The sequence below is a fragment of the Barnesiella propionica genome (assembly GCF_025567045.1).
Lineage (GTDB): Bacteria > Bacteroidota > Bacteroidia > Bacteroidales > Barnesiellaceae > Barnesiella_B > Barnesiella_B propionica.
This window is the reverse complement of sequence record NZ_JAOQJK010000010.1, coordinates 13,254-28,503: the sequence shown is the minus strand read 5'-3', so window position 1 is coordinate 28,503 and position 15,250 is coordinate 13,254. Positions and strand designations below refer to the sequence as shown.

The window sequence follows — 15,250 nt, the reverse complement described above, 5'->3', positions numbered from 1 at the left end:
ATTAACAAAATAGAGGAGATTTTATATTTATTAAATGTGCTTTTTTTGTGTCATTTTGCTATGTTTTTACTAAAAAATCCATCTTATGGCTATAAAAATAATAATTGAACATAAAAGCTATATAAAAATATATATTGTAATTATTTTAATTGTTTTTCAATTAAATCGTTATATAATATTTGATTATCGAGTTAAATCGTAATATGTGAAAAGATTTAACACAAAAAAGAACTATTTTATTATGGTTTAAACCACATAATTATATATCTTTGCAATGTCAAAATGTAATAATTGGTGAAACTTTGCGAACAGTTTGATTGATATATGTATTTTGGAGACGTTTTTGATGTTATGTTTTTATTAAGGAGAATTCATGTAATTAATGTAAATGAGTATGGATTTTCCGAATTAAATAAGATGAGAGAGGAGTTAGGTTTTAAATAGGAGATAAGAGAGGAAAATTGTAATAAAATGAGTGATTGATAAGGCGGGTCGGAAATATAAAATAAAGTATTTCGGCTATGTGCCGTTATCTGCTTTTTTAGATATTGTTTCTGTATAAATTGAATTTTATTCACATAATAAAAAAAAATGAAGAATATTCTGCGTTTAGTGTTAGTGCTTACTTTCTATTCTGGAGTGATGTTTGGCCAGAATAAGAGAGTTACCGGTGTTGTCACCTCTGCGGAAGACGGTCTGGAAGTGATCGGCGCTTCGGTGAAAGTGAAAGATAATCCTTCTATAGGGGTCTCGACAGATATGGATGGAAAGTTTACAATCAGTATTCCGGAAAATACGAAGACACTTGTGGTTTCTTATATTGGTATGGAAACACAAGAGGTCCCGGTAAAACCTGTAATGAAGGTTGTGTTGAAGAGTAATTCACGGCAATTGACCGAAGTGGTTGTAACAGGTATGCAAAAAATGGATAAACGATTGTTTACCGGTGCAACGACAAAGATTGATGCACAAAAAGCAAAACTGGACGGTGTACCCGATGTAAGCCGTGCGCTCGAAGGACGTGCAGCCGGTGTTTCGGTTCAGAATGTGTCCGGTACTTTCGGTACGGCGCCTAAGATCCGTGTACGTGGCGCTACCTCTATATACGGTAATTCAAGACCGTTGTGGGTTGTGGACGGAGTGGTTATGGAAGATGCTGTAGATGTTTCTACGGATGCTCTTTCTTCCGGTGACGCCGAGACTCTTATCTCTTCTGCTATTGCAGGATTGAATGCCGATGATATAGAGAGCTTCCAGATATTGAAAGATGGTTCGGCTACTTCTATATATGGTGCTCGTGCTATGGCCGGTGTGATAGTTATTACCACTAAAAAAGGTGTTGCCGGTAAAAGCCACATTAATTATACGGGAGAATTTACAACCCGCCTTGTTCCCAGTTACAGCGATTTCAATATTTTGAATTCTCAGGAGCAAATGGGTATATATCAAGAAATGGAAGATAAGGGCTGGTTGGAATTTGCTAACCTGGTAAATGGTTCCGCTTCGGGTGTTTATGGCAAGATGTATGATATGATCAATACATATGATGTGAATACCGGCAAATATTTGCTGGCAAATACTCGTGCTGATAAAAATAGATATCTTCAAGGTGCTGAATTTCTCAATACCGATTGGTTCGATTTATTGTTCAGTAATTCTATCCAACAGAATCATGCGGTAAGTATTTCAACCGGTACCGATCGTGCCAGAACGTATTTTTCTCTTTCTGCGATGAACGATCCGGGATGGACGCTCTCGAGTAAAGTACAGCGTTATACCGCAAATGCGAATGCTTCTTTTAATTTGTATAAATCTTTGACTCTCTCGTTATTAACGAATGGTTCATACCGTAAGCAGAAGGCTCCGGGTACGCTTAATCAGCAAACCGATGTGGTAACGGGTGAAGTGAAACGTGACTTTGATATCAATCCGTATAGCTTTGCTTTGAATACGTCGCGTACGTTGGATCCGAATATTTACTATAAACGTTTTTATACGGATTTCAATATTTTTCATGAGCTGGAAAATAATTATATCGACTTATCTATCGTAGATTTGAAATTTCAAGGTGAATTGAACTGGAAACCTGTACGAGGACTGGAACTTTCCGGCTTGGCTGCCATACGTTATCAATCTACATTCCAAGAACATCATGTTAAAGATGATTCTAACCAGGCAAATGCTTATCGGGCCGGTGTTTATCCTGATAATCCGACGATACGGGATGCAAACCGTCTGTTATATACCGATCCTGATAATCCTAATGCGTTGCCTGTTTCTATTCTGCCGGAGGGCGGTATCTATACCGCTTCCAATTATACGATGAGGAGTGAGGATTTCCGTGGTACGGTAAATTATAATACCAGTATAAATAACGACCATATTATCAGTCTTTTCGGTGGAGTGGAACGTAATTCTACTATACGTCAGAAAGCCTGGTTCAGAGGCTGGGGATATAAATATAACGACGGAGGTATTCCTCGTTATGATTATCGTGTGTTCAAGCAGGGTAATGAAGAAAATACCGATTATTTTTCTAATGTAACGACTACATATAACCGCTTGGCTTTCTTCGCTATGGGTACTTATAATTATGCCGGCCGTTATACCATTACGGGAACTGGACGTTACGAAGGTACAAACCGTTTGGGGAAATCCAGACAATCGCGTTGGTTACCTACCTGGAACGTCGCAGGCGCATGGAACGCTCATGAAGAAGAATTTTTCAAGAATCTTCAACCTGCATTTTCCCATGCAACGCTGAGAGCTTCTTATTCGTTGACTGCCGACGCGGGTCCGGGTGATGTGACGAATGCACGTGCTATATATTTGAATAGCAATATCTGGCGTCCTAATAATGAATCTGCCGAATCGGCTATTTATATTGCAAATCTGGAAAATAGTGAATTGACTTACGAAAAGAAACATGAATTTAACGTAGGTGTAAGCTTAGGTTTTCTTAATAACCGGATAAATTTTGACGCGGATGTATATTCCCGTAAGAATTTCGACTTGATAGGTTTGCAGCGTACTGAGGGTGCGGGCGGAGAGATTGCCAAGATGGCTAACGTCGCATCTATGAATACTCATGGTTATGAGTTTACTTTGTCGACTCGTAATATCGTTACGAAGGATTTTACGTGGACAACGGACTTTATTTTTGCAAATGCTAAGACAAAAATCACAAAACTGGATACGCAAACCCGTGTGATTGATTTGGTTTCGGGCAGTGGTTATGCTTTGCAGGGATATCCGGTGCGCGCTCTTTTCTCTATCCCTTTTGTAGGGTTGAATGACGAAGGTTTGCCCATGTTTATTAACGAGAATAACGAGGTGGTTACGACAGATATCAATTTCCAGGAATTTGAGAAAAAAGGATATTTGAAATATGAAGGACCGACCGATCCGACTATTACGGGTAGCTTTGGTAATAATTTCAGTTATAAGGGATTCCATTTAAATGTGTTTATGACTTATTCTTTCGGAAACGTAGTTCGTTTGGATCCTATTTTTAAATCTGCTTATTCCGATTTGTCGTCTATGCCGAAAGAGTTTAAGAACAGATGGAGAAATCCCGGAGATGAAAGATATACAACTGTTCCGGTAATAGCCAGTATGCGTCAATATAAGAATGATTCCAATTTGTCTTATGCTTATAACGCTTACAATTATTCGACGGAGCGAATTGCGAAGGGAGACTTTATACGGTTGAAAGAAATTTCCCTGTCGTATGACTTTCCTTCTAAATGGCTGAGTGCAATAAAGTTTACAAATCTTCAGTTGAAGATACAGGCGACGAATTTATGTCTGTTGTATGCTGACAAGAAACTAAACGGACAAGATCCGGAGTTCTTTAATACGGGTGGTGTGGCTACGCCTCTTCCCAAACAGTTTACGTTAACAGTGAGATTAGGTTTTTAATTTTTAATTTGAGGAAAAATGAAAAATATATATAAAATATTATTTGTAGCAGCTGCCTTTTCCCCATTGACTTCTTGTACGGATTTTCTGGATGTTTCACCTGACAACCGTACGGAGCTGGATACCCCGGGAAAAGTAGCCAAATTACTGGTTTCGGCGTACGCTACCGGAAGTCCGGCCGTAATATGTGAGTTGAGCGGGGATAACTTTGTGGACAATAATGCTTATCTTCCGCAAGGAAATTTTCCTTATGAAGATCTTTTTCATGAAGAATTGTTTAAATGGAAAGAAGTAAAAGCATCGTCTCATCAGGATACGCCTTATTATTTGTGGGAGACCTCTTATAATGCGATTGCTTCGGCTAATCATGTCTTAGAGGCCATTGAAAAAATGGAACAAAGGAATGACTGGTCCGAGAGTGAGAAAACGCAGCTTTCTGCCAGTAAGGGGGAGGCCTATATTACACGTGCATATAATCATTTCGTTTTGGTGAATGTTTTTGCGCAGGCGTATAAGGATGAGAATGAAAGTAAAAATGATGTTGGTATACCTTATGTAACCAAGCCGGAAACAAAAGTGTCGGTGCATTATGAACGTTTATCGGTAGCAGAAGTTTACGATTTGATCGAAGAAGATTTGAAAATAGGTTTGCCTTTGATTAACGAAACGACCTACAGCGTCCCGAAATATCATTTTAACAAGCAGGCTGCTTATGCTTTTGCCGCTCGTTTTTATCTCTTTAAAAGAGATTATAAGGAGGTGGAAAAGTGGGCGAATCTGGCATTGGGCACAAACGTTTCTACCATGTTGCGCGACTGGAGCGATTCTGCTTCCGGCATCTCGAATACAAGTATCGTTTCCCAGAGGGATTCTTATTTTTCTACCTCTAAGACGTGTAATTTTATGATATCCGCAACGAATTCGTTGTTCTGGCGTATGTTTTACGGAACGCGCTATGCCCATAACGGACTTCCTTCGGAGGTTGTATCCTGGGATGGTAGCGGACCGACATGGAACGGAAGTTTGCCTTGTTACAGAGGACGCATGTATGTTAATAAGGGCCAGGAGTACGGTTCCTGGTTATTCAAAGTGTATGAATATTTTGAATTTACGGATAAGATTGCCGGTATAGGATATATTCATACGTTGTATGTTCCTTTCTCTGCCGAAGAGACATTGCTTTGCCGGGCCGAAGCGTATTTGTACCTTTCTCAGACAGAAGGAGCACAGTATAAAGAGATGGCTATTGCTGATTTGAATGCCTGGTCTAAATCGAAACAATGTACGAAAGAATTGACGGCGAGTGCCGTTGTAGACTTTTATACACCGGGTAAAGAAGGATATGTACAGGAATTTCATACGCCGGCTTCACATGTAGTGCCTTCCGATCTTAAACCCTATTTGGATTGTGTATTACATTTCCGTCGTATCGAAACTGTTTTTGACGGCTTGCGCTGGTTTGATATCAAACGTTACGGTATTGAAGTCGTGCATGAGTACGATAAAAATAAAACCCGGGATGTTTTAACTCCCAACGATGTGCGTCGTGCTATACAGCTGCCGCAGGATGTAATATCCGCAGGTATGGAACCTAATAACCGTGTCAATGAAAAGACACCTGCAGGTCCGGATGAATTAGTAACCAGAAGATAAAAGGAAGGAGATATAAAATATGAAAACAACAATCAAAATAACAACATTATTGTTGATGCTGTCTCTCTCGGTTGTTTCCTGTAAAGACGACGAGTTTGAAGAGTCGATATTCGATACGAATATAGGATATCTGGATCCTAATTCATATACATACGAATTTGATAAATGGTTATATGATAACTATATAGTGGATTATAACCTGGATTTCCGTTACCGTATGCAGGATGTAGGTTCCAATCTGGATTACAACCTGGTTCCGGTTACTTATGAAAAGGCCCAGCAGATGGCGAAGCTGGTTAAGTATTTGTGGTTCGATGTATATGAGACGAAGGTAGGTAAACAGTTTCTTCGTGATAATGGTCCCCGTATTATTCACCTGATAGGGTCGTCCGCTTATAATCCCGATTCCGGAACCGAAATTCTGGGTACGGCCGAAGGAGGGCTTAAAGTAACCCTGTATCGTTGTAACAAACTCAACCCGAAAAGTGTGGATGATATGAACGAATATTATTTCAAGACGATGCACCATGAATTTTCACATATCCTTCACCAGAAAAAAAGTTATCCTACGGAATTTAATTTATTATCTGCAGGTAAATACAATCCTAAGACTTGGCAGGATTGGAGCGATGATGAGGCTAATTCGCTGGGCTTTGTAACGAACTATGCCGGATCGGAAGCGCGTGAGGATTTTGTGGAAGTGATCGCTAACCGTTTGGTATTATCCGACGACCAGTGGAATGCTATTCTCACTCGTGCCGAAAATACTCCGAACGAGGAAGGCATAAAGGGTAAAGAATTGATTCTTCAGAAATATGAAATCGCCAAGAAATGGCTTGCGGAATCCTGGAATATAGATATTGAGGCTATGAGAGCCGAAATTCTGGAACGTCAAAATAACGTGATAATACATGCCGATAATCTGGATGATTTGTTTCAGGACCAGGCTGCAGATAATAATAACGATAACCAAGATAAGTAAATAGATAATGAAAAAGATAATAGGTGCTTTTCTGATAGCGTTGTCGCTAGTTGCGACCGGATGTTTACACGAAGAAGAAGATATTTTTGGCAAATCTGCTGCAATCCGTGCAAAAGAATTTAAGGAAGGTACGGAAGCTGCTCTGGCTGCTGCTCCCAACGGATGGGTAATGCATTATTTCCCGAATCCAACCACCGAAGGTTATACCTATCTGATGAAATTCGGCACCGGAGGCAATGTGACCATGGCTGGAAAAAATAAATATTTAAAGAATCAGTATAAGGAGGAAATTAGCCTTTGGGAGGTTATTCTGGATAACGGTCCTGTTCTGACGTTTAATTCGTATAATACGATATTTCATATTTTTGCCGATCCTATCGATCCTGACAATAATCCTGATCTGGAGGGAAAAGGACTGGAAGGAGATTATGAGTTTATTGTCCTGGAATATTCTGACAGCCAAATCAAGCTGAAAGGTAAAAAGCACGGAGCCTATGTGTTGATGAGCCGTTTGGCTGATGGACAGAATTGGGAGGATTATTTTAAATCGCTGGATAATATGAATACTTTCCTGTTCGGCAATACTCCTAATAATTTTTATCTCCGGGTAGAAGATACATATTATACGATGTATGACGGGACTACTCATATATTTAATATAGTGCCCGAGGGGGGAAATCGGTATGCCGACGGGGATAAAGTTCCTTTTATCGTAACGCCGGACGGATTGCGTTTATATTCAGCCTTTAGTGTCGGAGGTACTTCTGTGCAGGATTTTAAATTGGCCGATAAGAAATTGATATCAAACGGTTTTTCTGTGGATGGTGGTAATGCTCTGGATTTTTATAATCAGGCTGTTACTCCTGAAGAGCCTTCCCGGAGCTCGGCTAACCGCTGGGTTGTGGAACCAGCCAAAGATATGAGTCCCAAGGTGAAAGCGGTATATGACAGAATAGTGGCAAGCTGCAGTGCGGTAGGAAGAACAGTTCAGTTGTCATTTTACTATTATGGTAAAAATCAGTCGGACGTATTGAGAATCACGACTAAGAGAAGTACCGCGACAACAGAAGGGTATTTGAATTTTGAAAAAACGGTTTCGCCTGAATCTGTGGCATATAGCTATAAAGGAACCGGAGACCAACCGGGACTGATGTTCTATAAGGATTTTGACGGATTTAAGGATTTTGTAGAATTGGTAAATACGGATTTCACTGTTTCGGCAGACGAACCTTTAGTTTTATCATCTCTCAAAATGCAGTCTAAGAATGATCCTGATGTTTGGTTTTATGTTTCGTATAAATAATATTTAAGATAAAAACTCAACCGGAGCGCCGCTCCGGTTGTTATTAAATCATTTAAAACAATTGTTATGAGAAAATTTACTTTTGTATTGGCGCTATTGGCTTATATGTCAGTATCCGCTCAGGTTTGCAGACCTGTGGAAAGTTCTCTTTTAGCCAAGCAAGTGGATAAGGCTATGATTGAACGGCAAAGTGTAATAAATTCCGAGGTACGTCTTAGTGAAAGTGCTGCGGCTACAAAAACGTGGAAAACCAGAGAAGTCTGGGCGAACCGTTATGCTGCACCTGCCGCACCTGCTGCTTTAGAGGCTGAGTATCTAACTCCTGTAGGTACTTATTATAGTGGTATTATCAATAATCAGGCTCAATCTTATTCGGCTGCATGGGTGGCGGGTCCTACCTTGTGTAACTGGATGTTTGAAAATGTTTCCAGCGAAACGGCCAAGACCTTTAAGTGGACAATAGAAACAGGAAGAGGCGTGGAAACAATAGATAATGTGGATGCGGCAGGGAATGCAAATTACGCTATAGATTATATGGGTAGTGTAAATACGCCGGTGCTGGAAGTCTCGGATGGTTCTTCTAACGCTTCATATCAGTTGCTTTCTGTTAAATCCAGAACAGGCCTTCTGGATATAGCTTCCAATGAACCGACCAATTTAGTAGCCGGTGATGTTACTCAAAGTTCGGTTTATGGCGGATTTCAATCGGGTGAATATTATGGTTCCGGCTATGTTGACGAAGGAAAGAAATGTGTGAGTGTAATTGCTACTTTTGAGAAACCGCTGGCTCCTCTGTTTGTAAAGAATATGTCAGCCGTAGTAACTTCGGTTGTAGCAGGACAACCTATTATTCCGGCAGGAGTTGAATTGAACGTTCAGGTTTTGAAAGTCGATGGAACTACGATCACCGATGAAGTGTTGGCTACGGCTACCGCAACGGCCGAAGATGTAGTGTTGTTCGACGGTTCCACCTCTATGGGACGTATTATGTTTAATTTTATGGAAGTGGATGAATTTGGTTTTCCCTCGCAGGTTCCGTTGGAGCTGGGCGACTGTGCTTTTGCTCTGGCTATTAACGGTGTTGACAAGGCGAATGCCAAATTTACCTTTTGCAGTGCAAACGGTTGGGCTGGAAACGGATATATGATTTTCGACGACGGTTCTTTGGGATGTATAGGTTATTCAAATGTTCCTAATGTACCCCAGGTGAATTTGATGGTTCAGATGGAAGAAGCTATGTTCCCTACATTGCATGCTTTAGAAGGAACGAATGTAGTAGCTATTCCTGCAGAAGGCGGTGTTGGCGTAACGCAAACGGAAGATGGCGAGTCTTATAATGATGTTGATGTGATGACGAACTATTCGATAGAGGATGCCGAGGGTAATCCCAATATATGGGTTTTGGATATGCCTGATTGGTTGGAGATTTCTTATGATGACCAATATTATGATCGACTAGGAATAATGATTTTTTATTTTGAAGGAAAAGCTTTACCGGTAGGAGAAACCGGACGTAAAGCTACTGTAACACTGGAAACTTATGCCGGAGTGCAAACTAAAATATATATCGAACAAGGAGATGCAATTGGTGGAATAGATAATGTCGGTGCTACGGTTAAGCCTGTCGTTACGCGCGTAGGTGATTCTTTCGCATTGACTTATGCCGGTGCTAATTCTGTATCGGTTGTAAATATGGCCGGTCAGGTAGTCGCTTCTTACGAATTACCTGCAGAAGGAACTTTCACCATGCCGGCAGAATCGCTGTCAAACGGTGTATATATATTGAAATTTGCGGGAGAAAATGCAGCTACTGTAAAAGTAGTAAAATAATTAGCTCTAACATATATATAAAATTAAAAATCCGGGCGATATTTATCGCCCGGATTTTTAATTGGTATTTATTCAATCAGTAAAAATTATAGCTATCATAGACTCGTATTATTTTTTTATGAAAGACGATATTTTGTTTTCTTATTTAAAAGGATAATAGAATTTGAAGCTTATAAGTGTTAGAAATATATTCTAATATTAGTCTTTAGGATAAAAGAGAATTAATTAACATATTTATTAAATATTTTATTCCGGTTTTGTTGTCTTATTAGAAAACTAAAGAAAGAAATTTTTTTGTTTCCATTCTTTTTTAACATTTGTATTTGTATTTTTTTAAGTATTTATTTTGCAGTATAGTTCATTTTGTTCCGTTTATATTATAAGTTATACACATATATTATAAATAACAGGAGTTTGTTTCTTTATAAAAAAGCGTCATGCTAAAAAAGATAACATATATGTGTATGTTTGTGAAAAAATAAAGTTAATTCAAAAAAATGCCCGAAATCAGGAAAAAAAATACAGAAAAAATATCCTATTTAAAATAAGAATACTATATTTGTACTGAATGAACGGAGCAAAAGATGTTAGATGTGATAAATAAACTAAGTATTTATTTGAATTTTTTTTAAATTCTCGCTATTTTTTAGAGAAGAGTGATTAAAATACCATTTAAAACAATAATGTAAAGGATAATGTGTCAACCGATTAATATTTCTCCCGAAGGAAATTTTAAGAAGTTGCATAAGTGATAAAATACCTCGATTACTAACAAATAAATCTGATTATGAAAAAACAGTTATTACTTCTGTTATTTTCCTTTTTTGCCTTAGTAGGTTTTTCTCAGAGAGTAGTGACCGGTACGGTTACCTCGGCTGAAGATAACGAACCTGTTATTGGCGCATCGATTATGGTAAAGGGTACCACGCAAGGTGTTACGACCAATATTGATGGGAAATATTCTATTAAAGTAAACGACAACGCCGTGTTGACGTTTAGTTATGTGGGCATGAACCCTGTTACAGTTAATGTAGGAACGAAAAGTGTGGTAAACGTGACCATGCAATCTTCTTCCCAAACATTAGAAGAAGTGGTTGTTACTGCTATGGGTGTGAAAGCCGAAAAGAAAAAATTGAACTTTGCTGTGCAAAGTCTGAATGCGGACGAAGTAACTGCGGGACAGTCTGCTAACTTTGTGAATTCTTTACAAGGAAAAGTTTCCGGTGTTCAGGTTGCAAATAGCGGAGGTTCCCCGAATGCAGCTTCGCAAATTCAAATTCGTGCTATTTCTTCAATTAGCAGTTCTCAAAGTAATGAGCCTCTCTTTATTATTGATGGTATGGCAGTTCGTGGAGGTGGAACATCTGCAGGAGATATCAACCCGAGCGATATCGAGAATATGACGGTCTTGAAAGGTGCTGCTGCTTCTGCCTTGTATGGACAAGAAGCTGCTAATGGTGTGATTATGATCACTACGAAAAGCGGTAAATCTGGTAAAATGGTGGTAAACGGTAGTGCCAGTATTCAGATAGACAACGCTGTTCGCGTTCCTAAAATGCAGCAAAAATATGTACCCGGATCGTTGGGATTCTATAAGTTTAATACTACTGCCTCGGCTTATGGTCCATTGTTATATCCAGGTGAAAAAACCTATGATAATGTAGGAGAGTTTTTAGGAACCGGTATTTATCAAAAATATGATGTAAGTGCTTCGGGTGGTACGGATAAATTTACTTCGTATGCTTCTATCAATTATATGAGTAGTGATGGTGTTGTAGAAAACGACTATAGGAAACGTTTCGGTGCTTTGCTAAAAGCTACATATAATATGAATAAATGGATCAAAGTAAATATGTCGATGAATTATATAGATACTAAGTCCCGTGGATTTGGTAATTCTATGAGTTCTGTCTATAGCTGGCCTATTAACAATGATATGTCCGATTATAAAACCGGGGCAGACTTACCTAATTATGGACGGTATGATGATATTGATCAGCTTACGGATTCTGAAAAGATTAAATTGGGTGTTAGTCCGTATTGGGGCCGTAGAGAAGACAAGAGTGAAACACAGTCTTCACGTATGATATTGAATGGATCTATAGAATGGGAGCCAATTAAAGATTTGGTATTTACTGGTAAAGTGGCTTATGACAAGGGTTATTCTACTTATGATTCATATGCGAAGCCTCGTTTTGCAAATATTAATGAGTTTGAAAGCAGTGCAATTGAAAATTATAAATATAAATTCGGATCTTATACGTTCCAACCAAGTCGTGGTGAGCTTTTGACATTGCAGGCATTAGGAACATATAACAGAGAATTGTTTGATGGATTTGATTTTAATGTATTATTGGGTATGGAAGCTAAGACTAATAAAGGTTATGAAGCTTCTTTAGCTGGACAAAATTTTTTATTGGGTGGAGAATTTTATAGCTTTAATAATACAGATCCTTCCACTTGGTTAAAAAGCGGAGATTATCCTATGTATCTGAATCATTATGAAAGTAATAAGTTTGGTTATTTCGGAGAACTTCGTTTCGATTATAAAGGTATCGCACAGGTTAGTGCTACAGGACGTTTGGATGGATCTTCTACCTTGAAACAATCCGGTAATGCAGTTTATTTTTATCCATCTGTTACAGGCGGTTTGATTTTTAGTGAGTTATTTCATTTAAGTAATGATTGGTTTAGTTTTGGTAAATTGCGTGGTAACTGGGCAAAAGTAGGAAAGGATGCTACCCGTTATAAATTTACTAAGGCTTACCGAGAAGGAAGTTCATTGCCTGATATTGGTTATAGCGTAGACCCTACAGTCGGTTATGCTATTGAACTTGAACCTGAAATGACAAATTCATGGGAAGTAGGAGTTGACCTCCGTTTCTTTGATAGCCGTACTCGCTTGGATGTAGCGTATTATTCTACTACGGTTGATAATCAAATTATGTCTGGTGTACGTGTTTCTCCCACTTCTGGTACGATATTGCAAACACGTAATGAAGGAAGTATCGAAAATTATGGGGTGGAAGTTACATTCGGTCAGGATATTTTACGTTCGCGAGACTTCAATTGGACGGCTAATTTGAATTTCAGTTTAAATAGAGGTGTGGTACGCCATTTACCTGCTGATGTTGCTCAAATGCAAGGTAGTCAATTTGGTGATATCTTTTCTTCTGCTTATATAAACCAATCTACAACAGGTATCTCTGGTAAGGACTATGTTCGCTCTCCGGATGGACAAATTGTTTGTAATGTAGACGGGACGCCTCAGATTAATCCAGAAAAGTCAGTCTACATTGGTAATCGTGAACCCGATTTTTTAATGGGCTTGAACAGTACGTTTATGTGGAAAGATCTTTCCGTGTCATTTTTATTGGACGGACGAGTAGGTGGGGATGTTGTTAACGTTACAGGACGCAGTTTGTTTAGTAACGGTATGCATAAATCTCTGGAAAAATATCTGAATCGTGAAGTCATTGTGAATGGTGTAGTTAAACAGGCTGACGGAAGTTTTGTTCCTAATACGAAACCTATCGTATTAAATCAAACTAATATAAATACTTATTTTTATGGTGTAAGTTCTAATTTTATAGAAGATGGTTCTTATTTACGTTTGAGCTATGTGACGGTTGCTTATGATTTTACCAAATTCTTGAAAAAAGGAAATCCTTATATCAAAGGTTTAAAAGCTTCCATTACAGGACGAAATCTTTTCTTGTTAACGAAATATTCTGGATCTGATCCTCAGATAGCTCCTTCCGCTGCGAATGGTCCGGGTACTATGGGATTTGATAATTATTCGGTACCTTCTACGCGTAGTTTTAATTTTACACTTAACGTAACATTCTAATACATAAAGTTATGAATAAATTTAAGTTTATAGCATTGTCGTTGTTACTCAGCTTTGTGTGTGTGAGTTGCGAAGACTGGTTATACGATAATGTTGATCAAGATAAAGCTCATTTGATTGAGCCGGATAAGTCTTTGCCTGTAATTTTATATTATACGGCTCAACTTAATTTCGATCAAGCTGAATATGGTGTATATCTTTCTCAGTCTTTAACGACTGGAGGGCGTGCCCAAACCAGTTCGTTCGCTTATAAGGCCGGATGGGGAGACTTCCTCACAATGAACCGCCATCCGCAGTGGCGTCGCCACTTTTATGATATTGGTACTAATGATAAGGAATTGATTGACGCTGCAGTTGAATTAAAGGCTTATAACCTTGAAATGATAGGGCGTTCACTTCGTTTATACTCCACATTAATGACTACCGATTTCTTTGGAGATATGCCTTTGTCAGAAGCTTATAAATCTAATAGTCCTAAATATGATACACAAGAATCTATTTATGAATGGATGTATCAGGAGATTGACGAATTGTTAGATATGTATAATAATCCGGCGTATACTGAAGCTGAATCAAATATTAATATAACTCAAGCAATGGATCGTCTGTATAGTGGAGATCTTATGAAATGGAGGAGCTTTACATATGCTTTGAAAGCAAGATTATTATTACGTAAATTGCCCAATATGGATACGTCGATTACTACTTGTGACGCTATCATAGGAGCTGTAGATGCAGCATTGGAAAACTGGCCTGGGGCCTTTTATAAATTTGACGGTGGTAGCGGAGCAAAAAGTTGTCCTTGGGGAAAAGCTTTTGCTAATTCAGAGCAAGGCGGTTTAGGATGGGAATCGCGTGGAAATATGCTAGGCGTTGCTGTCCCTACGACTTTCTTTATGGAGAATATATTGGGGGTGTTCCCCTCTAATAATATCAGAAAAGGTTGGGCGGAAGATCCCCGAATACAAGCATTTATGCAGGCGCAAGAAGGTCCGACTACAGATCCGGGCGTTAAAATGCGTTATTTAGATGCGAATATAGGCATGGATGTTTCTTATGATATTAAAAATTTCCCTACTTTTTTCCCTACTTCAACTGTTGATGGTAAGACTGTAGAGATATCTAAATATACACGTAATGATAGTTATTTGCCATTTTTCTTAAAAGAAGAGTTATTATTAATTAAGGCGGAAGCTACATATTGGAAAGGTGATGTGGCTACTGCAAGAGAATTAACACTGGATGCTGCAAAAGAAAGTATGGATCGTTTAGAGATTGGTAATGATACATATTCCAAGCTTTATCGTGAAAATTATGTGGGAAATGCAAGTGGTAGTGGTACGTATGTTACTAAATATTTCCCGGCAGGAAATGAGTTTAATCTAGGACATATTATGCGTCAGAAGTATGTATGTCTCTTCTTGCAACCCGAACAATGGACCGATATGCGTCGCTACTGCTATAGTAATGATGATAATGGTATAACATATAAAGGTGCTGTTATTTATCCTGGACTGAAGCGTCCTAATAATATATACACTGCACATTGGGGAGATGATCCTAATGCTTGGATTATGCGTATAAATTATGATCCGGAAACAGAAGAAAAATATAACAAAGCCGAGTTAGAACGGTTGGGAGCATATCAGAATTATTTGTGGCTTCGTAAACCGATGATTTGGAATAATATCAAATAATTAATCGGTGTTTA

At 38.6% G+C, this 15,250-nt stretch carries 7 protein-coding genes; all 7 read left to right on the top strand.

Annotated features, from left to right (window positions below; all coding sequences use genetic code 11):
• The first annotated feature begins 591 nt into the window (after window positions 1–591).
• The 7 genes from OCV73_RS12410 (at window position 592) to OCV73_RS12380 (ending at window position 15,236) form a co-directional block, all read left to right on the top strand.
• A complete protein-coding gene (locus OCV73_RS12410; RefSeq protein ID WP_147552671.1) occupies window positions 592–3,921 on the top strand; it encodes a SusC/RagA family TonB-linked outer membrane protein in 3,330 nt (1,109 codons plus the stop codon).
• Between the two features lie 18 nt (window positions 3,922–3,939).
• Entirely contained in the window at window positions 3,940–5,574 is a 1,635-nt protein-coding gene (locus OCV73_RS12405; protein WP_147552669.1) for a RagB/SusD family nutrient uptake outer membrane protein, read from the top strand.
• 19 nt (window positions 5,575–5,593) lie between these two features.
• Window positions 5,594–6,556: a zinc-binding metallopeptidase gene (locus OCV73_RS12400; protein WP_147552667.1), complete on the top strand. Its 963-nt coding sequence runs from the start codon at window positions 5,594–5,596 to the stop codon at window positions 6,554–6,556.
• Window positions 6,557–6,563: 7 nt separating this feature from the next.
• Entirely contained in the window at window positions 6,564–7,859 is a 1,296-nt protein-coding gene (locus OCV73_RS12395) for a DUF4302 domain-containing protein (protein WP_147552665.1), read from the top strand.
• A 66-nt stretch (window positions 7,860–7,925) separates the two neighbouring features.
• Window positions 7,926–9,689, top strand: a complete 1,764-nt coding sequence (locus OCV73_RS12390; RefSeq protein ID WP_147552664.1) for a T9SS type A sorting domain-containing protein — start codon at window positions 7,926–7,928, stop codon at window positions 9,687–9,689.
• 787 nt (window positions 9,690–10,476) lie between these two features.
• Entirely contained in the window at window positions 10,477–13,539 is a 3,063-nt protein-coding gene (locus tag OCV73_RS12385; RefSeq protein WP_147552662.1) for a SusC/RagA family TonB-linked outer membrane protein, read from the top strand.
• A gap of 11 nt (window positions 13,540–13,550) precedes the next feature.
• Entirely contained in the window at window positions 13,551–15,236 is a 1,686-nt protein-coding gene (locus OCV73_RS12380) for a SusD/RagB family nutrient-binding outer membrane lipoprotein (protein WP_147552660.1), read from the top strand.
• The last annotated feature ends 14 nt before the right edge of the window (window positions 15,237–15,250 follow it).

Bases quoted from the DNA above. Each gene is read 5' to 3' on its own strand.
- OCV73_RS12405 (WP_147552669.1), top strand. From the start codon at position 3,940: ATGAAAAATATATATAAAATATTATTTGTAGCAGCTGCCTTTTCCCCA.
- OCV73_RS12400 (WP_147552667.1), top strand. From the start codon at position 5,594: ATGAAAACAACAATCAAAATAACAACATTATTGTTGATGCTGTCTCTC.
- OCV73_RS12390 (WP_147552664.1), top strand. From the start codon at position 7,926: ATGAGAAAATTTACTTTTGTATTGGCGCTATTGGCTTATATGTCAGTA.
- OCV73_RS12380 (WP_147552660.1), top strand. From the start codon at position 13,551: ATGAATAAATTTAAGTTTATAGCATTGTCGTTGTTACTCAGCTTTGTG.
- OCV73_RS12395 (WP_147552665.1), top strand. From the start codon at position 6,564: ATGAAAAAGATAATAGGTGCTTTTCTGATAGCGTTGTCGCTAGTTGCG.
- OCV73_RS12410 (WP_147552671.1), top strand. From the start codon at position 592: ATGAAGAATATTCTGCGTTTAGTGTTAGTGCTTACTTTCTATTCTGGA.
- OCV73_RS12385 (WP_147552662.1), top strand. From the start codon at position 10,477: ATGAAAAAACAGTTATTACTTCTGTTATTTTCCTTTTTTGCCTTAGTA.